This window comes from Mycobacterium sp. E787, assembly GCF_001668725.1.
In the GTDB taxonomy this organism is placed as follows: domain Bacteria; phylum Actinomycetota; class Actinomycetes; order Mycobacteriales; family Mycobacteriaceae; genus Mycobacterium.
On sequence record NZ_LZKL01000089.1, the window covers coordinates 97,161 to 119,138 of the forward strand.

Here is a 21,978-nt window from a genome sequence, read left to right on the forward strand (position 1 = left end):
CGGCGTAGCATCTTGGCGCACAACGGATTACGACCGCGCCAATCGGCAGGCGACAGCCTGGCTACCTCGTCCGACGGTAGGGGGCAGGCAAAGCGCCGGTCAAGGAGGCGGGCTTGGCCCATATCGAATGCAAATATTTTCTTTACGAGTTGTTTGGTTGACGGCTCAGAAGCCCGAGCCGTGCACCTCGTGCCCGGGAACCTCGACCATCAGGCCGCGGTAGGCCTGCTCGACGGTCGAGCCGTGGTTGATCACCGCGTCCACCTCGCGCGCAATCGGCATGTTCAGGCCGAACTCGTTGGCGAACTCCATGATCACGCTCGCCGCCTTGACGCCCTCGGCGACCTGGTTCATCGAGGCGATGATCTCGTCGATCGGCTTGCCGGCGCCCAGCTGTTCGCCGACGTGGCGGTTGCGGCTGCGCTGGCTGGTGCAGGTCACGATCAGGTCACCGAGGCCGGCCAGCCCCGGGAAGGTGTCGGGGTCACCGCCCATCGCCACGCCGAGCTTCGTCATCTCCCGCAACGCGCGCGCGATCACCAGCGCGCGCGTGTTTTCCCCGATGCCCAGCGAGTAGCCCATCCCGACCGAGATGGCGTAGACGTTCTTCAGCGCGCCGGCCATCTCGACGCCGACGACGTCGTCGGTGGTGTACACGCGGAAGCGCCGGGTGCGGAACAATCCCGACAGCCGGGTCGCCAGGTGCTGGTCGGGCATGGCCAGCACCGCCGCGGCGGCGTAGCCCTCGCCCACCTCGCGCGCGATGTTCGGGCCGGCCAGGATGCCCGCCGGGTGACCCGGCAGCACCTCCTCGATGATCTGCGACATCCGCATGTTGGTGCCTTGCTCGAGCCCTTTGACCAGCGACACCACCGGAACCCACGGCCGCAGCTCCCTGGCCAGCTCGGTCAGCACGCCGCGGAAGCCGTGCGAGGGCACCCCCATCACGACGACGTCGGCGCAGTTGGCGGCCTCCGCGAAGTCGGTGGTGGCGCGCAGGGTGTCGCTCAGGATCACCTCGTCGCCGAGATAGCGGCTGTTGCGGTGATCCTCGTTGATCTCCTTGGCGGTGTCCTCGGAACGCACCCACTGCAACGTCGGCCCGCGGCGCGCGCAGATGGAGGCCACGGTGGTTCCCCAGGAACCCCCACCGAGGACAACGACGTTGGGTTCGCGCTTGTCAGCTGCCATGGCGATCAGCGTATTGCCGACATCCGAGATTTAGAAGGAGTTCACCCCGAAACCAACGGCCCGGGGGCAGGGGACTTCCGCCCCTACCTACGCAGCCCGATGTGCCGGATCGTCAAGGTGCAGTTCCGCCACGAGGGAGGTTTCATGCCCGGACGCGCTCGCCGAGGCCGTGTATTGGCGTCGCTGGCCGCGGCCGCTCTCGCGGTTTCGCTGGGTGCCCCGGGCATCGCCGCCGCCGACGGCGGTCGCCCACACGTCAACCCGGAGGAACGGGCGGCGGCGATGATACGGCCGGCCGTGATGTATTTGGCCGGTCAGAGTTACGGCGCGGTCCGGCTGCCCGACGGCCAGCTCCTGTCCCAGTTCGGCCCGGGCACGACGATGCCGTTCATCGCGACCTGGGCCTGCACCGCCTTCGTCATCAATCCCGACGGCTGGGTGGCGACGGCCGGTCACTGCGTGGATCCCGACAGCGCCAAGTTGCTGATCCTCAAACGAGCCGCCAGGGAATACATCACGCAGTTTCCCGGCACGCCCGAAGCGCGCGACCCGGCCGCGGCGCTGGAGTGGCTGCAGAAGAACGCGAAGGTCGAAGGCGACACCCCAGACAAGGGCCCCGAAGTCGGTCTCGCGCTGACGTACGGCACCGGCACCAAGGTCGCCGGGAAGGCCGCGGCCAACGTCGTGGATTTCCGGCCGCTCGGCAAGGGCGACGTCGCGCTCCTCAAGGTGGACAAGCACAACCTGCCGTCGTCGGAGCTGGGCACCGACGCCGACGTCAGCATCGGCACATCGGTTCTCGCGGTGGGCTTCTCGCAGAGCACCGAGAACGTCACCGGCCCAACGCTGGACCCGACGAACAAGAGCGGCAAGGTCAGCAAGAAGTCGACGATGGGGTCGGCCGCCGAGTATGAGATCGACGCCGCGGTATCCGAGGGCATGAGCGGTGGCCCGACCGTCGAGCTCAACGGCAAGGTGATCGGCGTGAACAGCTTCGCCCCCGTCGGCGAACCGCAACCCTTCAACTTCGTCGCACCGGCCGACGGCCTGGCCGCGATATTGGCGAGCAAGGGTGTCAAGGCTACGCTGGGACCCGCCGACGTGTACTACCGCAAGGGGCTCAAGCACTACTACGCGGGCCAATACACCGAAGCGATCGGCGATTTCGACCAGACCCTGTCGATGTCACCGGATTACCCCGGCCTGGTCGAGCTCAGGACGAGCGCCGCCAACCTGCGGCAACAGCACGGCGATTTCTCGCCGCTCAGCGGGGCAAACCTGGTGTGGTACATCGCCGGTGGCGTCGCGCTGGTGCTCGCCGTCGGCGCGGCCTTCACGTTCCTGGTCATGCGGAAGCGTCGCCGCCCCGACACGTCGGCGAAAGCTCCTGCGTTGCAGCTGGTTTCGGGGAAACCCGGTGGCGGCGCGAAACGGGCTCCCGCGCGAGCGGGGATCAAACTGGGTGCCGCCCGCCTCATCGGCGTGGCGCCTGCACACGAGCCGGCGGAACCCCATTTCTGTTCGGGCTGCGGGGCCGAGCACCATCCCGCCGAGAAGTTCTGCCCGAATTGCGGCAACGAGATCCTCGGTGACGAATCCGCTCAGGGAGTCAACCGCTGACGTCTCAACCGGCCAGCGGTGCGCGGTCGGCCACGCGGCCGAACACCATCGCCTCCTCGATGCGGTCGAACCGGTAGTCGATGGCGTCGGCGAGGTAGTTCTGCCGCACGTTCCACGGGCGCCTGGTTCCCGACTTGGGCAGCGCGTGCACCGACCGCTTCACGTAGTTGGCCTGGATGTCCCAGGACGGCTTGACGTCCATCGGCTCGTCGCCCAGATGCGGGTAGGCGTGCGTGTAGCCGTGGGCGGCCATGTGCGCCAGGAGCTTTGCCGTCGCCCGCGCGGTGATGTCCGCGCGCAGCGTCCAGGACGCGTTCGTGTAGCCCACGCACCAGAACAGGTTGGGCACGTCCTCGAGCATGTGCGCCTTGTAGACGAAGCGGTCACGGTGATCGATCGTGACGCCGTCCAGGCTGATGGTGGCCCCGCCCAGCGCCTGCAGTTGCAGGCCGGTCGCGGTGACGATGACGTCGGCGTCGAGGTGCCTGCCGGACCGCAGCGCGATGCCGGTGGCGTCGAAGCCCTCGATGGTGTCGGTGACCACCTCGGCGCGACCGCCGCGGACGGCGTTGTAGAGGTCGGCGTCGGGGATCAGGCACATCCGCTGGTCCCACGGGTTGTACCGCGGCTTGAAGTGGATGTCGACGTCGTAGCCGGCGGGCAGCTTCTTGATCGCCTTGCGCCGCAGCAGCCACTTCACCAGGCCCGGCGCCTTGCGCGACAAAGCGAAGAACACCGCCTCCGTCAGCGCGCTGTACATCCGGACCACCAGGTGAGCGGGCTTGCGGGGCAACAACTTACGAGCCACGGCGGCGACCTTGCCGTACTTGGACGCCGAGATCAGGTATGTCGGCGAGCGTTGCAGCATGGTCACCTTTGCGGCGCGTTCCGACAGTGACGGGATGAGCGTGACGGCGGTGGCGCCGCTGCCGATCACGACGATCCTCTTGCCGGTGTAGTCCAGCTCCTCGGGCCAGTGCTGGGGATGCACGACGGTGCCCTGGAACCGCTCGATGCCGGGGAAGTCGGGGGTATAGCCCTCGTCGTAGTTGTAGTAGCCGCTGCCGAAGAACAGGAACCGGCCGCGGTACTGCTTCTCGGTGCCGTTCTCCTCGACGGTGACCGTCCAGGTGTCGGTGGACGAATCCCAATCCGCCGACCGCACATGGCTGTTGAACCGGATGTGGCGGTCGATGCCGTACTTGCGCGCGGTGGCGGTCAGGTACTCGCGAATGTGGACGCCGTCGGCCACGCCTTCCTTGCGGGTCCACGGCTCGAACGGAAACGACAGCGTGAAGATGCTGCTGTCGGAGCGAACACCGGGGTAGCGGAACAGGTCCCACGTGCCGCCGATCTGCGCGCGCCGCTCCAGGATGGTGTACGTCAGGCCGGGGTTGCGTTCGGCGATCCGGTAGGCCGCGTCGATGCCGGAGATGCCCGCGCCGACGATGATGACGTCGTAGCGGCCGTCCCGTTGCGGAGTCAGCGTCATCGAAGAACCTCGCTTACCTGTGTCCTGTTCGCGAGCGTAACCTCACCGCGAAAGTCGACGGTCAATTTCGCAGTGCGGTTACGCTCGCGGCTGCCATGAGCTACCGGTAGTTGACGAACTGCAGCGCCACGTCCAGGTCGGCCTGCTTGAGCATCGCGATGACCGCCTGCAGGTCGTCGCGGCTCTTGCTGGTGACGCGGACCTCGTCGCCCTGGATCTGCGTCTTGACGTTCTTGGGTCCCTCGTCGCGGATCAGCTTGGTGATCTTCTTGGCGTTCTCGCTGCTGATGCCCTGCTTGAGGGTGCCGGTGACCTTGTAGGTCTTGCCGGAGGGCTGCGGCTCGCCGGCATCGAAGGCCTTCATCGAGATGTCGCGGCGGATCAGCTTCTCCTTGAAGACGTCGACGGCTGCCTTGACGCGCTCCTCCGTCGACGAGGTCAGCTCGATGGCCTCGTCGCCCTTCCACGCGATCTTGGTGTCGGTGCCGCGAAAGTCGAAACGCGTGGCCAGCTCCTTGGCGGCCTGGTTGAGCGCGTTGTCGACCTCCTGCCGGTCCACCTTGCTGACGATGTCGAACGATGAGTCAGCCATCCGATTCCGTCCTTCCTCGGGGTGCTAGCCGTTTGTGCCTTGTCTACCCGTTCGTTGTAACCTGTCTGGCGGCAGGTTGCCCGAGCGGCCAATGGGAGCGGACTGTAAATCCGTCGGCTTACGCCTACACAGGTTCGAATCCTGTACCTGCCACCAAGCTCTGAGGCCTTTCGTTCGCTGCTCCGCCCAGTGAAATGGGTCACCATCGCCCCAGGTCGGGCAGCTCTCCCGCCGCGGCGGCGTTATAGCCGACATCGATCCCTACTGCCCCGGGAGGCAGACATGCGGCATATCACGATGAGCGGTAATCATGGCACCCACGACACGGAAGCCATCGCGTTCTGGGTGTTGGCCGGCATCATCATGGTGATCGCTTTCGGCGAAGCCCTGGCGGTGTTGGGCGTCGTCGTGGCGATCTTGGCCGCCATCGCGTGGATCTACCGCGAGGTCGAGCGCCGTGTCGTGCGGAGCCACGCGGTTGTGGCCCCGGTGACCCATCTCCGCCCGGCGCTGACCGGTCAACACAACCCGAAAACGACTTCGGTGGGCCCGCGCGCCGCATAACGGTCCGAAAAGCGCAAAATTTCTACTATTCAGCTTTGCATAAGCTGGTTTTTCCCTGGCATTCTCTATTCTTCTTAGGCCCGGTTCGGACCGACGGCGTCATCAGCGCCAAGAAGAAAGGAAGCGCATCAAATGCCCTCACCTCGTTGGCTGGCCAAGTTGGCCATTCCCGTCATGGTCGGCGCTGCCTTGATTTCGAGCGCTGCGACTGCCACCGCCGATCCGGCCGATGACGCTTACCTCGCGCAACTGCGGGCCGCCGGCTTCAACTGGCCGCCGGACCACGACGACGGCCTCACCGCGACGGGGCGCCTCATCTGCGACGACATCATGTGGGGCTGGACATATGAACAGATCGCCCAGAACATCCACGCCACCCTGGACCCGAGAAACGTTACGTTCGGAGACGTCCATAAGATGGTGAGCCTCGCGCATTCGACCTATTGCCCCAACTTCCAGTGCTGGGGCACCCACTGCTGAGCGCGGCGTTTCAGCGCGTTCCCTAAATCGAAGGCTTTTCCGCGACGGTCGAGTAAAGCGATTGCGGCGCCGTTGGTGGCGCGGCGATGGGCTCGACGCGAGCGTTAAGGCCTTCGAATGCGGACCCCGCTGGAGGTTCGGTGGGTGGACCCCACGTGTGGAACCGGGCGCCGCCTATCGGGACGTTGAACTGGTAACCCGAGTCGTCCCCGGGCGCATTCTGCACCTGCGGCTCATCGACTCCATGGCCCGAGGAGTCGAGGGGTACCCACGATGGGACGCGGGGACCCGACATTTGGGTCCCCGTCTCGCTGGTGGGCGCGACGTTCAGCAGGGGCGGCCAATTCGGTGTGGCTTGCTGATGGACGACCCCCTCCGCGGTGCTGGCGCCCCCACTGGATCCGCCGGATCCGCTGGATCCGCCGGACGCGGTGGGCGCGCCTTGCCAGGCCCCGGGGCCGCCGGTGCCGCCCCCGCCGGCGGGCGGGTTGACCGTGGCGTTGGCGGACTCCGCGGCGCCGGCGGGTTGCGCCGGCGCCGCCTGGGGAGATCCGGGTACCGCGCCGGTCATCTGCTCGAGGTACTGTCGCCACGCCTGAAGGTAGGCGAACAGCTGCTGGGTGTAGTCGCCGGGCGCGGGCGGCGCCGGAGCGGTCGACGGCATCGCCGGCATGGCCGGAATGGTTGGCATTGCCGGCATGAACGGCGCCGTCGGCGGGTACGGTCCGCCCTGCGGCGGGTTGGGCATCATGAACGGGGCGGGAGGGTATGGAAACCCGGCCGGCATGGTCGTCCACTGCTCGAGAAGTTGTCGCCATCCCTGGAGATAGGCGAGCAACTGCTGGTTGTAATCCATTGCGGGCATGAACATTTGCTGACCTCCAGCCGGTAGGGAGACAGGGGACGGGGGGACGCCGAAGTCCAACGGGTGCGGCAACGACCGCTCGCAGAATCTCGAATCCAGGATGCGCAGCGCGCGGGTGTCGGCCGGCTCGCGGTTTTCGAGGTCGAAGATGTAGCAGTAATCACCCGCCGGTGTCGGCAACCGAATCGGGCTCGACAGGCCCTGGTCGAGGAAGTCGAAAGGGAACTCCCATGCGAGCGTGGTTTTCGCGCGCCGATCGACACCGCCGGACGCGACCCAAACGTAGTGGTCGAGAATCGCGTTGACCGCGTGGCGCCCCGACTCGCACGCGGCCTCCATCGACGTCATCCGGGTGAACGTCTTGTTCCACGTACCGGCGAACACGACCGAATTGTTGTGCACCTGGTAGCCGCCGTGGCGGGCCTGCCACACGTTCCGCTGCTCGAGGTCTGCCAGCCACCAGTCCTCGGGTGGCATGGTGGTCCAGGATGTTCCGTGCGGATTCCAGGGGTCGCTGCTGGGCCGGTTGACCCAATCCCCGACGATGGGAACGAGGTACGGCGTCTCGTTGCGTACGATGCGGCCGTGGCCCTGGCCGGCTCCGGAGGCCATCTTCAGGCCACGATCGAGCGCGTACCACACGGGCCACGGCATCACCTCGTCCGCCACGGATTCGATGTTGTTGGTGAGCGCGGAAACGATTTGACGCCAGACCTCCGCGGCGATTTCGTCGGGGGTGCAGTCGCGGGCCGCCTTGCCGCGTCCACGCTCGTCGACCAGGTGGCTGGAGGGGGAGTTGAAATCCCCGATGTCGACCGACAACACCGAGACGTGGCCGTCGCGGTCGAGAATCGGTTGCCTCTCCCACAATCCGTGTTGGTTGATCGACGACAGCGCCCATTCGGTCCCGCCGTACAACATGTGCCCGCGGAGCAACTGGAACTCGGTGTCGAAGTAGTACTGGATGCCGCACAGCGTTTGGAACCGATCCCACGGCACCCGGCCGAGCTCGTCCATCAGGTAGGGGTTTCGCCGCTGCCGGGGCCGGGTCGCGCCCGGTTGCAGGGGCCCGTCGGGCGGGGGAGCGATGGTGGTGAAACCGTCCAGCTTGGCCACGGTGCCACCGGTGCCCGCCGCGCGCAGCGCAGAGGCGAGGTGTTCGGCGGCCGGGGCGTCGACGCTGACGACCGTGTAGTCCGGCGCGACGCGCGTACCGTCGGCGAAGGTGATCTGCACCCGGGGACGCAGATGGGGCGGCTGGCGGGGGTCCAACGCGGGGGGATCGAGGCGAGTCGCCACAGCGCGCACGAAGCGGACGCCGAGCGCGACGAGGTGGCGGTACCAGTGGTCGAACCACGCCTCGGTGGTGGGGCCGTTGAGCACCCCGTCGGCCTTGGTGTCGCGGCGATCCATATTGAGGTACAGCTGCAGATAGGTGTCGATGTTGGTGCGCGCGTCGCCCCAGCGCGAGTCGAAAGCGGCCAGGACCCTTGGCATCTTGCGCAACAGAGCGTCGAAGCGTTCCGTATAAGGGTACTGGGGGGTGAACCCCGTCTGGCTGTCGTGTCCGATGAAGAAGTCGTGCGCCGAGATGTTCTGCAGTTCCTGTGCGCGGCGCAACGGACTCGTGACCAGATAGCGGAGCAGCCGACTCGTAAACGTTGCGACATCGGCGGGGGTGAATCCCAAAGTGCCGAGCTGCCGGACGATCCCGAGAAACTCGGCGGGACTGCGGGGGAGTTCGCGAGGAAACACCAGGGACGGCTTGCCGTCAACCGTCATGCCCTGGGTGACCACCCGCCGGACATTGTCGTAGACGGTCCGGGAAGTCGGTGTCCAGCCGCCCGTCCCATTGGGTTGGTAGACGGGGATGCGCTGGAACGTGTCCCAAATATGCAGATAGTACGCGGGAAAGAACCGGAAGCCGTGTTCACCGGCGACCGCTCGCCCCGGGATACACGGCTGACCCCGTCGGCCCGGGAACGGGCGCAGCTCGGCTTGGCTGCCGCCGAATGCGCCCACGGTCGAGTACTGCGAGGCGGCGAGGCCGCCGAGCTTGACGGGCGGGTAGGTCCCGGCCGGCTCCTGCCCCAGCCCGTTGCGCTCGTCCTCGCGGGTCTCGTACACCGTGACGAGGAAGCCGCGCTCCGCGAGCTCCTGCGCGGCTGTCAGGCCGGCGATGCCGGCCCCGAGGACCGCCGCGGTGGGGCGTCGTTCGCACGACGCCGGCGTCGTGATGCACTCGGTCACGGTTTCCCCGCCCGCAGTTCGGAAAGCAGTCGCGGGTGCGAGGACGCGCGGACCGCGGCGTGGACGTACGCCATCAGCGAGTCATGAGCACGCTGGACGTCCTCGAGCGAACCTCGCACTCTGACCCTGCCCGCCTCCACGGCCTCGTTCAGCCCTACCGCGGCGTCGACCAGGTCCAGGATGGCGCCTCGGGAGGCGCCGATCCGGACGCCGGCCTCCTGCGCCGCGCCGTCAGCCACCCGAAGCCTGTCGCCACCGCGCAGCGAAAAGACCTCGCCTTCGACGTCGAGCTCGACCACCATCGGGCCGAGCCGGGTAACCAGCAATCGATAACTGTCGGGCACCTCTTCTTCCAGGTGCTCGACCGAGCGCCGCAACAGCGACGAAACCCGCTCAGCCATAGAGGAACTCGAATACACCGGTGCCGACGAAGTCGACATCCTGTCCGCCGATCGTCCCGCTCGCCCGCGCGTTACCGCCCGTCTCGCAGAGCACGGTCGACCGGTCGAGGTGGAGCTCGCTGGGCTGCGCCAGGCGCGCATAGGATTGCGAACGGAACTCGGCGTGCACCCGGTCGCCCGCCCGCGTCGCGGTGATCTCGATCCGTTCGGGTACGCCCGGCACCTCGCCGTCCAGCAGCAGGCGCATCGGGGGCGGCAACGTGCAGTCCGCCGCGCGGCCCAGCAGGCCGTGCGAGCGCGTTTGCACGGCGGCGTGCCGGAATATCGCCGCGGGCTCGTCGTGGTGCCACACGTAGAGGGCTTGGGACAGGCAGCGCAGCCGGCTGCGGTCGGTCATCTGCAGGAAAACCATCGACCACGGATCACCTTGCACCGCAGGGAGAATGGTGCCCCACGTCCACCCGAAATCGTCGCCCCACCAGAAGCGGCCCCAGTTGTGGTCGTGATAGGCCAGGTCGCCATCGATGCGGTGTTCGCGGTCTGAAATCCGTAGCCACCCCTCGGCGCGCAGCCTCGGCACGAAGAGCCAGCACATCCGACCGTCTCCCACCGGTTGGTTGTTGACGACGAAGGGTTTACTCGCGGAGGCGAAGTGCAGTTCAGCGCGAATCCCGTTGTCGGGCAGGTCGATCGACACGCGGTAACCGTCGGGCAGCACGGCCATCCGGTTACCGCCGATGGTCAGTTCACCCAGATCGGCCGCGACACCGAAACTGCAGCCGTCGAACCGCTCGATGGCGCCGGTCCACTTGTCGTCATGTGCGATCACGATGACGCGTGGCACCAGTCGGACCTGGCCGGCGCCGAACACTTCGTTGGTGAGGCTGAAGTTGATCAAGAGCCGGAAGTCTCGCCCGTGGATGACGAAGTGATGCCATTCCTTGAAACCCTGCGGGCGGGCAGTGGCGAGCACCGGCGCGCGCAGGAAGTCGCTGCCCGCGAGCACCGCGCTCATCGGAGCCACCGTGCAGGCGTCGGGGCGGGCGGTGTCGGGTCCCGTTGCGCCCCGGCCGGATTGGCGAGCCGTTCAATAGCCTTGCCCAGGCTCGCGAGCCCGAGCAGCACGTACTCGAAGTCCCCCGCGGCGTGGTCCGGGCCGGACCGGCGGTCGCCGTCGGCGGCCAGCGCGCGAACCACCCGGGCCACTCCGGCGAGGCCGACGAGGTAGTCGATGAAGCTGCTTTGGTCGGCGAGCGCTTCGCGGGGATCCGTCAGCGTCATGCGAACCCCTCGGGCCGCAGGCGGGCCAAGACGGAATCGTCGAGCCCACGCCCGATGACCGCGTCGGCCAACAGATCCGCCCACGCGTCGGGGGCGGCGTTCGGTGCGGCGGGGCCGTCGAGCACGTTGAGGCTGACCGTTTCCCAGACCCGTCGCAGATTCTCCACCGCCTCGGAGGCGACCAACGCGTCGCGCAGCCGCGCCCCCTCGGGTGTGTTCGCGTAGCGGCGGCCCTCGGCGACGAGCAGGTCGTGCAGCCCCCGGGCGGCCGCCGGATTACCCAGGACCGCGCGGCGCGCGCCGAGAAGCAGGTCGAAAACCGTCCGCTCGGAACTGCAGGCGTCGTCCGGTGGAGCCGGGAGCAACCGTGGCGTCTCGCGCTGGATCAGATCGAGGGTGAGCTCGCGGATCCGCTCGAGCTCCGCCAGCATGCCGGCCAGGACTTCGGGGTTCACCGGGTGCGCCCGTGTACGTAGTCCACCAGGTCGGCGAGCACGTCGCGGTGGCGGCTGCGTGGCAACCAGTCAAGGCGGGCAAGCGCGGTGGCCGCCTCCCGCGCGTGCCGGGCGGCGACGTCGCGGGCGTGCCGCAGCGAACCGACGCGCTGCATCAATTCGTAGAGCCAGCGAATCTCGTTGAGGCTCTTGGGCTCCGGTGGATAAGATCCTGCTATCCGTGCCTCGATCTGGACCCTGCCGACTTTGGAGAGTTCGCCGCCGGCGGTGAGTCGATCCAGCAGCTCCGACAGCCCGAACTCTCGGTCGACGCCGGGGCGGCGCTTGGCGAGAATCTGTACAGCCCGTTCTTGTTCTTCCGGTTCGGCGCACCGCAGGGTGTGCAGCAGCATGAGGGTCCGCTTGCCCTCCCACAGGTCGCCGCCGATCTCCTTGCCGTACTCCTCGGGGTCCGCGCGCAAGTTCAGCAGGTCGTCGGTGATCTGGAAGGCCGCTCCGAGATGGCGGCCGAGGGACTCCAACGCGGCCATTCGCTCCGGTCCCGCGCCCGCCGCGATCGCGCCGGCCTGCAGCGGGGTGATGAACGAGTACCAGCTGGTCTTGAGTTCCACCATATTGAGGTAGTCGGCGTCATCGAGGCGCCAGGCGTTGGACCGGACCCAGTCGAGCTCGATGGCCTGGCCGTCGACGGTCAGGCGGGTCATCTTGGCGACGGCGCGCAGGATGCGCAGCGCGGGCCCGAGCCCTATGCGTTCGACGTTGTCAAGCAGCGGTTGCAGCGAAAGCGACAGCATGGCGTCGCCGACATTGACGGCGATCGGGACGCCGTGGTCCACGTGTAGCGTGGGTTTGCCCCGCCGCCACCAGGATTCGTCCTCGATGTCGTCGTGGATGAGAAACGCGTTGTGGTAGAGCTCGAGCGTGGCCGCGGTCGGCAGTATCGCCTCGAGGTGCCCGCCGAGCCCGAGGCAGGTCGCGATGCTCAGTGCCGGCCGCAGCGCCTTCCCGCCGCGCATCGGGTAGTCGAGGATCATCTCGTGCAGCCCGCTCGAGCCGCCCTGACCGGGACCGTAGAGCCGCTTGATCTCGCCGACGCAGGCGTCCCTGCATAAGGCGAGATATTCCTCGAGCGGGTTCGGCTGCGCTCCGACTGAGCGCGCGTCGGGCAGGGTCGACGTCATTGCGGTCTACGTCATTTACTGATTGCGGATGACGACGTATCCGTTTACATCTTTAATCCGGAGCGCGTAGCCGATGCGGACGTTGAATTGGATCGAGTTGGCGGTCGCCGGTACTTCGCCGACGATCTCTAGGCTCGGTGGAATGCTGACGGCGAGGTCCAAGGCCTCTTCACCCGGTGACGCCTCCGCCGCGCCCGCGGGCGCGATCCGCCGGCGCCGGCCGAGCAGATATGCGACGATGGCTTTCTTGTTGGGCACGGGGTTCTCGAGCTGATCTACGCGTTGTAGGCAGTTGATGTTGGCCGGAGCCAATAGCACATCGGTGGCGGGGATCGCGGCGGTCGTCAATGCGGTCAGTTGCTTGAGGCCCGGGGTGTTTGTGATGAGGCACGACGGCGCCCGGTATCCGCCTTGCTCAACCAGCACTCGGGCATCGAGGAGCCCATTGAGGATGTCGCCAGTGGCCCCCGGTGAATTGATTTGCGCCGGGGGTGCCCCCCCTGTACTAAGCGCTATGAACACCGCTTTGTCGACCGTCGCGGCGAGTGTGACCGTGTTGGCGATCACGCTTGCGAGCAACACATCGGGCGTCGGCGCGATCACCTCGGCGAGAGTCACGTTGAAAGAGACCGGTGTCGTTGCGAGCGTCAGGATGGCTGGTGTCGCCACGTTGTCGTTGGGCACCTGCGTTTTGCTGGGGTCGCGGGTGTCCCAGTGGGGGATGGCCTGCCAGGCGACGCTGCACTGCTCGAAGGTCTCTTTGACGGTCTGGTTGGCGAGGGCCAACCGCTCAGCGCTCAGGTACATGGATGTGACCCTCCTGACAGTCGCTCAAATCATGGCAGACAAGGTCGGAAATCGCGTAGCACTTTTCCGCAGTTTTCTGAATTCGAGTAGTGCATTACTTGTTCAGCAGCGCTATTTCCTGACCCGGGGTCATCTCGCCGCGAGCCACCGCGTCGCAGTGCGCCAGATGCAGCGTTGCCACCGGGTCGTCGGGCAACAACTCGCGGCACCGTTCGAACGCGGCGCGTGCCGCGTCGACATCGCCGGCGTCGAACAGCGCGAACGCCTCGTCGAAGGCGGGCTGCGCCGCGCGCTTCGCGGCGCGAAGGTGAGCCGAATCCTCGTCGTACACTTCGTAAATCGTCACCGGCCGGCGTCGGTTGACCACCATGACGCGCTCCATCCGGCGGATGTCGAACTGCTCCGATTGAGCGAGGCGCTTATGCGTGCGGTCGGAGATGAGCAGGGCGGAGCCGTAGCGCTTGTTGGTGCTTTCGATGCGGGCGGCGAGGTTCACCGCATCGCCGATGATGGTGAGCACCATGCGGTTCACCCCGCCGACGAGCCCGACCCCCACAGCGCCGGTGTTGATGCCGATTCCCGCCCGCAGTTCCTCGGAGCCGAGCACCTTGCGCTCCCGGTTGTGCTCGCGCAACGAGCGCAGCATGCCCAACCCCGCCCGCACCGCGTCGGCCTCGGAGTCGAAAACGGCGACGATCTCGTCCCCTCGCACGTCTTGGATCATGCCGTTGTAACTGATGATCGGGAGCTCGACGGCGCGCAGAAAGCCCATCGCCAAGTTGCTGGCCTCGGCGACGTCCATGTCCTCGAGCATGGTTGTGTAGCCGCGGATGTCGCTGATGAGCACGGTCATCTCGCGCTCGACCCGGTAGCCTGCCCGGACGCGACGAAGGTCGTCGATGTCGAGGATGCGCAACAGCTCGTTGGGCACGAATCTCGATTGGACGTCCATCAGGGACTGCCGGTGCTCGTCGGCGGCCCGCAGTCGCTCCTCGAGCTGGAAGTTCCACAGGGGAGCGGCCGCCTGGTCACACAGGAACGCCACCGCCTCCTCGTGGTCGCGGCCGAAGCTGCCGTCCGGCTGATCCCGCTCGGCGTAAATCACGCCGATTGTCCTGTCGTGCAACCTGATTGGAGCCGCCAGGATCGGCGGGCCCGCGGCCTTGCGGTCGGGCGCGGCGATGACGGGCGAGCCACCATCGATCACGCGGCGCACGATATCCCGGTTGTAGGCGACCTCGGTCCATGGCCCGTCCACGATCGAGATCTTGCCGTGATCCTGGAGGGCCCGGACGGCCAGATTGTCTACGTCGCCGGTGAGGAACAGGACGCGACCCGCGCCGGTCGTGTCGGCGACCGAGCCCAAGATGATGTTGGCCAAGGCGTCGGCGGTCCGCGCGCCCGACAGTGCGTGCAGAAGCTGATGCGCGCCGACCGGGTCGATCCCGGCGGAACCCCCCTGAACGAGATCGCGTCGGAGTAGCCAGGGGTGCTCGCGCGCGAGCCAGTCCGTACGCACCGCGAAGCCCAGGGTCAGCCAGCGCTGGTACGCCGACCGCAGCATGTGTTGTTGAAGGGTTGTCCGTCCGGTGCCGGCGTAGAGGGCGGCGGCCTCCTCGTGGGCACAGCCACTGATCACTGGGAGCTGGTTTTCCTCGGCGAGCCGGATCGCTTGGTGCAGGTGGCGTTCGGCCGTGGCGTGTTGGCCCCGCGCTCGCGCCCACGCTCCCTGGATCAGTGCGTGCGATGCCGCGTAGTTCTCCGGTGCGCCCACGGCCCACTGGCGATGCAACCTGAGTGCCTCGCGCACGAAGCGGGCGGTCGAGCGATCGCGAGGCGCGTGATGCAGCGCGCTCAGCGCACCGATCAGGTAGATGAGTTGAACGATGACGGTGCCGGTCATACCGCCGACGTGCTCGACCGCATCGGGCGTCGCGGCGACCGCTCCGGCGTAATCACCGCACCAGAAGTGCAGGCCCTGTTTCCGCGCCGCTGCGGCGCCCAGGGCCACCTCGTCGCTCTCTCGCCGGGCCGCCGGCAGCACCTCCCGCTCGTCGAAACCGCTCTCGCCGGCGACGAGCAAGGGGTCGGCGCTGCGGCCCATCAGGTTGAGGCAATACTGATGCGTACCTTGGCACAGGCCGGCGGGCACGGGCTGGGAACGGATGTGCGGGACGAAGGTGCTCGCGAGTGCGTCGATTTCCGCCAGGGGGCGGCCGGCCCAGACCGACTGGGAGAGCAGGACGGCGACCAGGAATCCGGCGTACTCCTGATCGCCTTGGTCGAGGGCCTCCTCGACGGCGTCGCGCAGTTGGCTCAGGCCGTCGCGGACCGGTTGTTGCCAGTGGCGAACGAAGTTCAGATACATGAACAGCGTCTCCGGCCGGGCCTCGCGGAACTCCGCCCGTTCCGTCAGTAGCAGGCCGGCCTCGCCGAAACGCTGGCCGCCCGCGCGATCACCCATGATCACCAGCAGCAGCCCGCAACTGGCGAGGACCGTCGGCGAGCTGGGCGTATGCCCATGGGCCAAGGTCAGGTTGACTTGCTTGCGCACGATCAAGGGGAGCAGGTTGGGCCGGACGATGTACGCCATGCTGCGCAACTCGGCGAGGATCCGTTGGATCTCGATGACTCGCCGGTCGTCGCAAAGCGGCAGCCGAAGCAGCCGCTCGTTGCTCCAGCGGCGCATCGTGAGGTTCATCCGGACTATCGCATTGCCCATGCGGGGCTTGCCCGCGTCGGCCGGCAGCGGCTCGCCGAACTCGTCGAGCGCCCGCAGTCCGATCTCGAGCGCCTCCTGCAGACGGTTCTGTGCGACCCGCCCCTTGAGGCGGAGGTACGCCAGCCGCGTGCGGTCGGCCGGCTCGGGCAGCACCTGCTCCGCCTCGTCGAGCAGCGAATGCAGCGCCGCCACGTCGCCGACCAGCAGCGCGGCCTCCGCGGCGTCGAGCTGCAGCTCGCGGCTCAGCGCGAAGTGCGTGTCCCAACGCTGCCGACCGAGGAGTTCCAGCGCATTGCGGCAGTATTCGAGCGCCAACGGGAACGAGGCCTGCGCCCTCGCCTTACGTGCGGCCCGCCGCAGCACCTCGACGAACCGGACGCGCTCGGCGTCGTCGGCGACCCCACCTCCGCCGGCACCGACGTGCCGCGCGGCGTCGAACAACCGGTCGTCCCCCTGGTCGACCAGCCACCGGCCGATCCGCAGGTGGGTCTCGCGTTTGGCGTCGTCGGTCAGGCCGACCCGCGCCGCCTCGGTCACCCGGTCGTGGCTGAAGCGGTAACGCGCGTCGCGGCTGATCGCGTTGGCGATCCTCCTGCCATCGCAGTCGACGGCCTCGAGCAGTCGAAGCTCGAGACACGCCCAGAGCGCCTGGGCCACCACGTCGGGTGGCCGCGCGGCCGCCGCGGTGGCGTCGGCCAGGTCGAACTCGCCGGCGAAGCACGACAGCGAACTGAGCACCGCCCGATCGTCCGGGCGCAGCTGGGCGAGATAGCGGCCGAGGAACTCGGCGGACGTGGCCGTGACCTCGATCGAGGTGAGGACGCGCAGGTCCCACGTGGGCCGTCCGCCGCTGCCGACCGGGGTCAGCGCGCCCTCGCGTTGCGCGCGGTAGAGCAGCTGACGTACCTGCAGCGGATTGCCGCCGGTCCGATGCTGGAATTCGGCGGCCACGTCGCCCAGCTCGACACCGCGCCCGGTCACGGTGGCGAGCAGCTCCTCGACGTCCTCGCGCGAGAGCGGGTCGAGCTCGATGCTGCGCGGGCTCGCGGCGCTGAAACCCGCTGAGCCCGGGTCGAATTCACCCGCCCGATGCGCACCGAGGACCAAGACGTTGCGGAGCGAGACCGTCAACACCTCCGACAGCAACAGCAGCGTGTCCCGATCGGCCCACTGCAGGTCGTCGATCGCGAGCACCACGGGCCGATACGACGCGGTATCGGACAGCAGCCGGATGGTGGCGCGGTGCAACCGCCGCCGCGCATCCGCCGCGTCGAGGTCGGCGACCGGCGGGATCTCGCCGAGCAACCGAGCCAGGTCGGGCACCAGCTCGCCGAGGACGCCGGCGATCGACGACATCCCGCCGGTGATGTCGGCGCGCCAACGGTCGCGTTCGGGCGGCCCGGTGGCCGCCATGGTGCGGACCAGCGAGCCGAGCGCGTCCCGGACCGCCGAGTACGGTGCGGGCGCGCCGTCGCGGCACCTCCCGTAAGCGAACACGCAATCGCGCCCGGACACCTCGTCGCCGAAGGCCTGGATGAGCGTCGACTTGCCGACTCCCGGCACCCCGCTGAGCAGGACGCATGCCCCGCCGGCGCGTCCCGCTTCGTCCACGGCGGCTCGGAGGTCGGTGAGTTCCTGGCGCCGGTCGACCACGCGGCCGTCGATGTCGAGGACTGGCGCTGTCACGGTGCGACGCAAACCGTGGCGGGCGCCGTCCGCCGGACCGCGCGGTCAGCGAATCGCAAGGTGAGGCTCATCGGCATCCTCGGTTCCCTTTGCTGGCGCTGTGGACTCATCGTAGTTACCAGGCCTCCCGCCGCAACACTCTTTGCTACTCGAATCGGCGTGTTGTCGCGGGGACCGGTTGGCCCCGAAAACCGGGGCCGGTGACAACGGCTTGTTAGGCGAGGCTTAGTTTGTTGTCCACTGCTGTCGCACGAAGGAGTTGGTCGAGGGTGACCGATACAACCACGCCGGTGGCGGATGCGTCGGGACAACCGTCGACGTCGGCGTCCCGACAGGGCCGCTGGCTGCGGTGGGGGCTGCTGACGGTATGGGGCCCCGGCCTGGTCGTCATGCTGGCCGACACCGACGCGGGTTCGCTGATCACCGCGTCCCAATCCGGCGCCCAGTGGGGCTACCGGATGGTGCTGCCGCAGCTGATCCTGATGCCGATCCTGTACGTCGTGCAGGAGATGACCGTGCGGCTGGGCATCGTCACCAAGAAGGGGCACGGCGCCCTGATCCGGGAACGCTTCGGCCGGGGCTGGGCGTGGATTTCGGCGTTCACGCTGTTCGCCTCCGCCATCGGTGCGCTGCTCACCGAGTTCGCCGGCGTCGCCGGGGTCGGGGAGTTGTTCGGCGTCTCGCGCTGGGTGAGCATCCCGATCGCGACGGCCGCGCTGCTGGCGTTGGCGCTGACCGGCAGCTACCGGCGCGTGGAACGCATCGGCTTGATCATCGGCTCGGCCGAACTGGCGTTCCTGGTCGCCATGGTGATGGCGCGGCCCGAGCCCAAAGCCCTTGCGGAGGGCCTGAAGTCGATGCCGCTGGGCAACTCGTCGTACCTGCTGCTGGTCGCGGCCAACGTCGGCGCGGTCATCATGCCCTGGATGGTCTTCTACCAACAGGGCGCGGTCGTCGACAAGCACCTGTCGGTGGCCACCATCCGCCAGGCCCGGCACGACACCGCCGCCGGCGCCGTGCTGACCCAGGTGATCATGATCTCGGTCGTCATCACCGTGGCCTCGACGATCGGGGCCCACGGCGGCGCGGGCGCGCTGAACACCGTCGGCGACATCGCCAATGCGCTCACGCCCTACCTGGGCCGCGTCGGCGGCACCGTCCTGTTCGGACTGGGCATGCTCGGCGCGGCGCTGGTGGCCGCCATCGTGTCGTCGCTGGCCGGGGCGTGGGGGCTTTCGGAGGTCTTCGGTTGGAAGCACACCCTCAACCAGCGGCCCAACCGCGCCACCGCCAAGTTCTACATCACCTACGCGCTCGCCCACCTCGTCGGCGCCGCGCTGGTCCTGGCCAGCGTCGACCTGGTCAACCTGGCCGTCGACGTCGAGGTGATGAACGCCTTGCTGCTGCCCATCGTGCTGGGCCTGTTGCTGGCGCTGGAAGCCCGCGCGCTCCCGGAGGAGTGGCGCATGCGCGGACCGCGCAAGTACGTCGCCTGGGCCCTGTGCCTGGTGGTGATGGGCTTCGGGCTCTACATGGTGCCGCAGGCCCTCGGCTTGACCTAAGCGGGGCGGCCCGGCGGCTCGGCGGTGTGCGCCGGGTAGGCGTGGACGAGCGCGCTGTCGAGCCTCGGCACGGCATGGGTGAGTTGGTGTTCGGCGTCGTGGGCGATGCGGTGCGCGTCTTCGAGGCTGGTGGCGGGATCGATGTCGAGCTCGGCGTCGGCGTGCAGGCGATGCCCGATCCAGCGCATCCGGACGCTGCGCACGCCGCGGACGCCCGGCCGGGCCACCAGAGTTGCCTCGGCGACGTCGACGAGTTCGGGATCCACCGCGTCCATCAGCCGGCGGAAGATGTCGCGCACGGCGGTGCGCAGCACCGCCAGGATCGCCACCGTGATGATCAGCCCGACGATCGGGTCGGCCAGCGGATAGCCGAGGGCGACGCCGATTGCTCCGAAAAGCACTGCCAGTGAGGTGAATCCGTCGGTGCGGGCGTGCAGGCCGTCGGCGACGAGGGCCGCCGAGCCGATCCGGCGGCCGATGCGAATCCGGTAGGCGGCGACGAGTTCGTTGCCGAGAAAACCGATCACGCCGGCGCCGGCGACCCAGCCGACGTGCTCGATGGTGACGGGGTGGATCAGCCGCACGACGGCTTCATAGCCGGCGATGATCGCCGACAACGCGATCATGGTGATGACGAACAGGCCGGCGACGTCTTCGGCCCGCCCGTAACCGTAGGTGTAGCGCCGGGTCGCCGGGCGGTTGCCCACCGCGAACGCGATCCATAGTGGTACCGCGGTCAGGGCGTCCGAGAAGTTGTGGATGGTGTCGGCGGCCAGCGCGATCGATCCGGAGACGACGGCGATGACGACCTGGATGGCCGCGGTCGCGCCCAGCCCGACCAGGCTGACCTTGACCGCCCGGATGCCGATGGCGCTGGATTCCAGTGCGCTGTCGACGCTCTCGGCGGCGTCGTGGCTGTGCGGGACCACAAGGTGCGTCAGGACGCCGCGAATCCCATGTGGATGTGCGTGCGCGTGACCGTGCTCGTGATGCCCGCGATCCGCGCTCATGCCGACGCTACTCGGTTATCTGCGTGCATACGCAGATAATAGGTTATTCGGCCGTCCCGCGCGAGCGCGTCAGATCGCCAATGCCGTCCCGGATTCCCTCGTCGATCAGGTCGGGGCCGGCAGGACTGATGCCCGGGAGGGGCCGGCAGGAACAGCTGAGGACACCGAATGCGTTCGGGTCGGCGACGGCGGTTGCAGCCCATCCCACGGCAACAAGCGCAATAGCGACACCGAGCGCTGACTTCGCGGCCAGGTCGGCGGCGCGCGCTACAGCAGTCCGCCGAACATGACGGCCGTGCCGGCGGCGGTGCACACCTGATAAAGGGGTTCCAGGGGCGCGCGCTGCCCTGTTTGCGGCACCTCGTTGATTCGGCGTCTGGCGACGTAAGAGCAGGCGCCCCACAGGGCCACGACTGCGAACCCGAGTGCCGCGATCCAGTTCACGGTCGTGATCCACTCCGCTCCGGGTGCAGTGGGAGACATCTCTTGTGCCGACATCGTTCCCGTTCCGGACGTATCCATGGCCACCGCGGCGGACGGCGCATGGCCCGGCGGGTGACCCAGTTGGCCCGGTAGCGTGCCCGCCATCACCGCGAACATCCATGCCATTCCTCCCATCATCACGGCGTAGTAGGCGTTGGTCAGGCGATCGCCATTCGCACTCGACATTCGCCAGGCCGCCCGGGCAAACCAGAAGCCCGCTGCCAGGAAGAAGCTCATCGCGCCGGCGGTTGGCAGGTTCATTCCGACATCCCAGGCCATCAAGATCATTGCTACCGACATCGCGAGGTGAAGCAGGTGATTGACGGTGTCGGCCGACCGGCGACGTTGAAAGCCAGGGAGATACGCGTATATCGCGATGCTGACGCTGAAGAGAAGTGTGACGGCCCATCGCAGCGCGAGGTGGCTCATCGGGCCGGTAGACGCCGCGACGATGCCGCGCGGTTCGTGGCTGCCGGTCCGCGGCCGCTTGGTATCGATTCGGCGCACACGGGTGCTGTGGGCCTGCGCCCGATGGGGCGCAGCGGGTTCGTCACAACTCGGCCTTTCGGTTCGATCGACTGCTCATCCGAGCGGCCTTGCGCAAATGCCTTCAGACGCTGGATCTCTCGGGACCGCGCCAGGATTGGCGGATACCGATCATGGGGGGCTCAGTGGCGTTGTGCATCCATGAAATCAGCCAAGGCCTCGACGGGGTGTCGAGGCCTTGGCCGAGAAGGTGATCAGTCGTTGCACGTGCAATCGGGGCGACCGCACGCGCAGCCGGCAGCCTGGGTGCATCCGGAAGCGCCGCAGCCGCAGCCGGTGGACTTGCAATGGCAGATGTGATTATCATTCATGAATGAAACCATACCCCCGTAGGGTACCAGCGTCAAGCGTCAGGTGTTTGTGGATGCCGCGACTTCGCGGACGACCGCGACCCTGGAATCGAGGGTCGAAGGTCACTGACGGGCGTGCCGATCGGCCCCTGACGATGCGTCCGGTAACGGGTGAAACTAACAGTCAACGACGATCTTTCGGATCCGATGGGAGGTACACGCGATGATGTTCTGGTACGACCACAACATGGGATGGTGGGGATGGGGGATGGGCGTCGGCATGGTGCTGTTCTGGGTGCTGTTGATCGCCGGCATTGTTGGGCTCGTCGTGTACACGACGGGGGATCGCCGCGATCACGGAATTCCCCCGGCCACAACGCCGACGTTCACGCCGGAGCAGGTGCTCGCCGCACGGTTCGCGCGGGGCGAGATCGACGAGCAGGAATATCGGGACCGGTTGGCCGTGCTGCGCGATCACGCGCGCCCGTAAGGTTCTGGGC

General features: G+C 67.7%; 18 protein-coding genes and 1 tRNA gene. 6 read left to right on the top strand and 13 right to left on the bottom strand.

The window, feature by feature from the left end:
• Positions 1–165: 165 nt before the first annotated feature.
• A complete protein-coding gene (locus tag A5705_RS17655) occupies positions 166–1,191 on the bottom strand; it encodes an NAD(P)H-dependent glycerol-3-phosphate dehydrogenase (protein WP_067877342.1) in 1,026 nt (341 codons plus the stop codon).
• A gap of 144 nt (positions 1,192–1,335) precedes the next feature.
• On the opposite strand from A5705_RS17655, the gene A5705_RS17660 reads away from it, so the two are divergent.
• Positions 1,336–2,811: a trypsin-like peptidase domain-containing protein gene (locus A5705_RS17660; RefSeq protein WP_067877416.1), complete on the top strand. Its 1,476-nt coding sequence runs from the start codon at positions 1,336–1,338 to the stop codon at positions 2,809–2,811.
• 4 nt (positions 2,812–2,815) lie between these two features.
• Here A5705_RS17660 and A5705_RS17665 read toward each other — a convergent pair whose 3' ends face one another.
• Positions 2,816–4,303, bottom strand: a complete 1,488-nt coding sequence (locus A5705_RS17665; protein WP_068278840.1) for an NAD(P)/FAD-dependent oxidoreductase — start codon at positions 4,301–4,303, stop codon at positions 2,816–2,818.
• A gap of 100 nt (positions 4,304–4,403) precedes the next feature.
• Entirely contained in the window at positions 4,404–4,895 is a 492-nt protein-coding gene (locus A5705_RS17670) for a YajQ family cyclic di-GMP-binding protein (protein WP_067877335.1), read from the bottom strand.
• Positions 4,896–4,965: 70 nt separating this feature from the next.
• Here A5705_RS17670 and A5705_RS17675 point away from each other — a divergent pair.
• From A5705_RS17675 to A5705_RS17685, 3 genes are all read left to right on the top strand, one after another.
• Positions 4,966–5,051 (top strand) — tRNA-Tyr (locus A5705_RS17675).
• Positions 5,052–5,192: 141 nt separating this feature from the next.
• Complete coding sequence (locus A5705_RS17680; RefSeq protein ID WP_156738324.1) at positions 5,193–5,459, top strand: hypothetical protein; 267 nt, start codon at positions 5,193–5,195, stop codon at positions 5,457–5,459.
• A gap of 132 nt (positions 5,460–5,591) precedes the next feature.
• Positions 5,592–5,939 (top strand): DUF732 domain-containing protein, encoded by a 348-nt coding sequence (locus A5705_RS17685; protein ID WP_067877329.1) that lies wholly within the window; start codon positions 5,592–5,594, stop codon positions 5,937–5,939.
• Between the two features lie 22 nt (positions 5,940–5,961).
• Here A5705_RS17685 and A5705_RS17690 read toward each other — a convergent pair whose 3' ends face one another.
• From A5705_RS17690 to A5705_RS17725, 8 genes are all read right to left on the bottom strand, one after another.
• Positions 5,962–9,054, bottom strand: a complete 3,093-nt coding sequence (locus A5705_RS17690) for an NAD(P)-binding protein (RefSeq protein WP_067877327.1) — start codon at positions 9,052–9,054, stop codon at positions 5,962–5,964.
• On the bottom strand, positions 9,051–9,455 hold the full coding sequence (locus A5705_RS17695; RefSeq protein ID WP_068278842.1) for an SCP2 sterol-binding domain-containing protein: 405 nt from the start codon (positions 9,453–9,455) through the stop codon (positions 9,051–9,053). The genes A5705_RS17690 and A5705_RS17695 overlap by 4 nt, the downstream gene beginning before the upstream one ends.
• Positions 9,448–10,470, bottom strand: coding sequence for a hypothetical protein (locus tag A5705_RS17700; RefSeq protein WP_068278846.1), 1,023 nt, complete (start codon positions 10,468–10,470; stop codon positions 9,448–9,450). The genes A5705_RS17695 and A5705_RS17700 overlap by 8 nt, the downstream gene beginning before the upstream one ends.
• Complete coding sequence (locus A5705_RS17705) at positions 10,467–10,736, bottom strand: hypothetical protein (protein ID WP_068278848.1); 270 nt, start codon at positions 10,734–10,736, stop codon at positions 10,467–10,469. The genes A5705_RS17700 and A5705_RS17705 overlap by 4 nt, the downstream gene beginning before the upstream one ends.
• Positions 10,733–11,191: a hypothetical protein gene (locus A5705_RS17710; protein WP_068278852.1), complete on the bottom strand. Its 459-nt coding sequence runs from the start codon at positions 11,189–11,191 to the stop codon at positions 10,733–10,735. Before A5705_RS17710 ends, A5705_RS17705 begins: the two co-directional genes overlap by 4 nt.
• Positions 11,188–12,372, bottom strand: a complete 1,185-nt coding sequence (locus A5705_RS17715; RefSeq protein ID WP_068278855.1) for a polyprenyl synthetase family protein — start codon at positions 12,370–12,372, stop codon at positions 11,188–11,190. Before A5705_RS17715 ends, A5705_RS17710 begins: the two co-directional genes overlap by 4 nt.
• A gap of 15 nt (positions 12,373–12,387) precedes the next feature.
• Positions 12,388–13,179: a hypothetical protein gene (locus A5705_RS17720; protein ID WP_067877308.1), complete on the bottom strand. Its 792-nt coding sequence runs from the start codon at positions 13,177–13,179 to the stop codon at positions 12,388–12,390.
• 94 nt (positions 13,180–13,273) lie between these two features.
• A complete protein-coding gene (locus A5705_RS17725; RefSeq protein ID WP_231982489.1) occupies positions 13,274–17,587 on the bottom strand; it encodes an AAA family ATPase in 4,314 nt (1,437 codons plus the stop codon).
• Positions 17,588–17,856: 269 nt separating this feature from the next.
• On the opposite strand from A5705_RS17725, the gene A5705_RS17730 reads away from it, so the two are divergent.
• Positions 17,857–19,149: an NRAMP family divalent metal transporter gene (locus A5705_RS17730; protein ID WP_067877303.1), complete on the top strand. Its 1,293-nt coding sequence runs from the start codon at positions 17,857–17,859 to the stop codon at positions 19,147–19,149.
• Here the strand turns inward: A5705_RS17730 and A5705_RS17735 are convergent.
• Together A5705_RS17735 and A5705_RS17740 are read right to left on the bottom strand one after the other, a co-directional pair.
• On the bottom strand, positions 19,146–20,159 hold the full coding sequence (locus A5705_RS17735; RefSeq protein WP_068278864.1) for a cation diffusion facilitator family transporter: 1,014 nt from the start codon (positions 20,157–20,159) through the stop codon (positions 19,146–19,148). The genes A5705_RS17730 and A5705_RS17735 overlap by 4 nt on opposite strands.
• A 267-nt stretch (positions 20,160–20,426) precedes the next feature.
• Positions 20,427–21,149 (bottom strand): DUF5134 domain-containing protein, encoded by a 723-nt coding sequence (locus A5705_RS17740; protein ID WP_082956528.1) that lies wholly within the window; start codon positions 21,147–21,149, stop codon positions 20,427–20,429.
• Between the two features lie 552 nt (positions 21,150–21,701).
• Between A5705_RS17740 and A5705_RS17745 the strand changes: the two genes are divergently transcribed.
• A complete protein-coding gene (locus tag A5705_RS17745; RefSeq protein WP_068278875.1) occupies positions 21,702–21,968 on the top strand; it encodes an SHOCT domain-containing protein in 267 nt (88 codons plus the stop codon).
• Positions 21,969–21,978: the final 10 nt, after the last annotated feature.

What these genes read in the sequence shown, in the direction of transcription:
- A5705_RS17715 (WP_068278855.1), bottom strand. Translation starts at nt 12,372, where the DNA reads ATGACGTCGACCCTGCCCGACGCGCGCTCAGTCGGAGCGCAGCCGAAC.
- A5705_RS17705 (WP_068278848.1), bottom strand. Translation starts at nt 10,736, where the DNA reads ATGACGCTGACGGATCCCCGCGAAGCGCTCGCCGACCAAAGCAGCTTC.
- A5705_RS17735 (WP_068278864.1), bottom strand. Translation starts at nt 20,159, where the DNA reads ATGAGCGCGGATCGCGGGCATCACGAGCACGGTCACGCGCACGCACAT.
- A5705_RS17655 (WP_067877342.1), bottom strand. Translation starts at nt 1,191, where the DNA reads ATGGCAGCTGACAAGCGCGAACCCAACGTCGTTGTCCTCGGTGGGGGT.
- A5705_RS17680 (WP_156738324.1), top strand. Translation starts at nt 5,193, where the DNA reads ATGAGCGGTAATCATGGCACCCACGACACGGAAGCCATCGCGTTCTGG.
- A5705_RS17665 (WP_068278840.1), bottom strand. Translation starts at nt 4,303, where the DNA reads ATGACGCTGACTCCGCAACGGGACGGCCGCTACGACGTCATCATCGTC.
- A5705_RS17685 (WP_067877329.1), top strand. Translation starts at nt 5,592, where the DNA reads ATGCCCTCACCTCGTTGGCTGGCCAAGTTGGCCATTCCCGTCATGGTC.
- A5705_RS17670 (WP_067877335.1), bottom strand. Translation starts at nt 4,895, where the DNA reads ATGGCTGACTCATCGTTCGACATCGTCAGCAAGGTGGACCGGCAGGAG.
- A5705_RS17700 (WP_068278846.1), bottom strand. Translation starts at nt 10,470, where the DNA reads ATGAGCGCGGTGCTCGCGGGCAGCGACTTCCTGCGCGCGCCGGTGCTC.
- A5705_RS17745 (WP_068278875.1), top strand. Translation starts at nt 21,702, where the DNA reads ATGATGTTCTGGTACGACCACAACATGGGATGGTGGGGATGGGGGATG.
- A5705_RS17695 (WP_068278842.1), bottom strand. Translation starts at nt 9,455, where the DNA reads ATGGCTGAGCGGGTTTCGTCGCTGTTGCGGCGCTCGGTCGAGCACCTG.
- A5705_RS17720 (WP_067877308.1), bottom strand. Translation starts at nt 13,179, where the DNA reads ATGTACCTGAGCGCTGAGCGGTTGGCCCTCGCCAACCAGACCGTCAAA.
- A5705_RS17660 (WP_067877416.1), top strand. Translation starts at nt 1,336, where the DNA reads ATGCCCGGACGCGCTCGCCGAGGCCGTGTATTGGCGTCGCTGGCCGCG.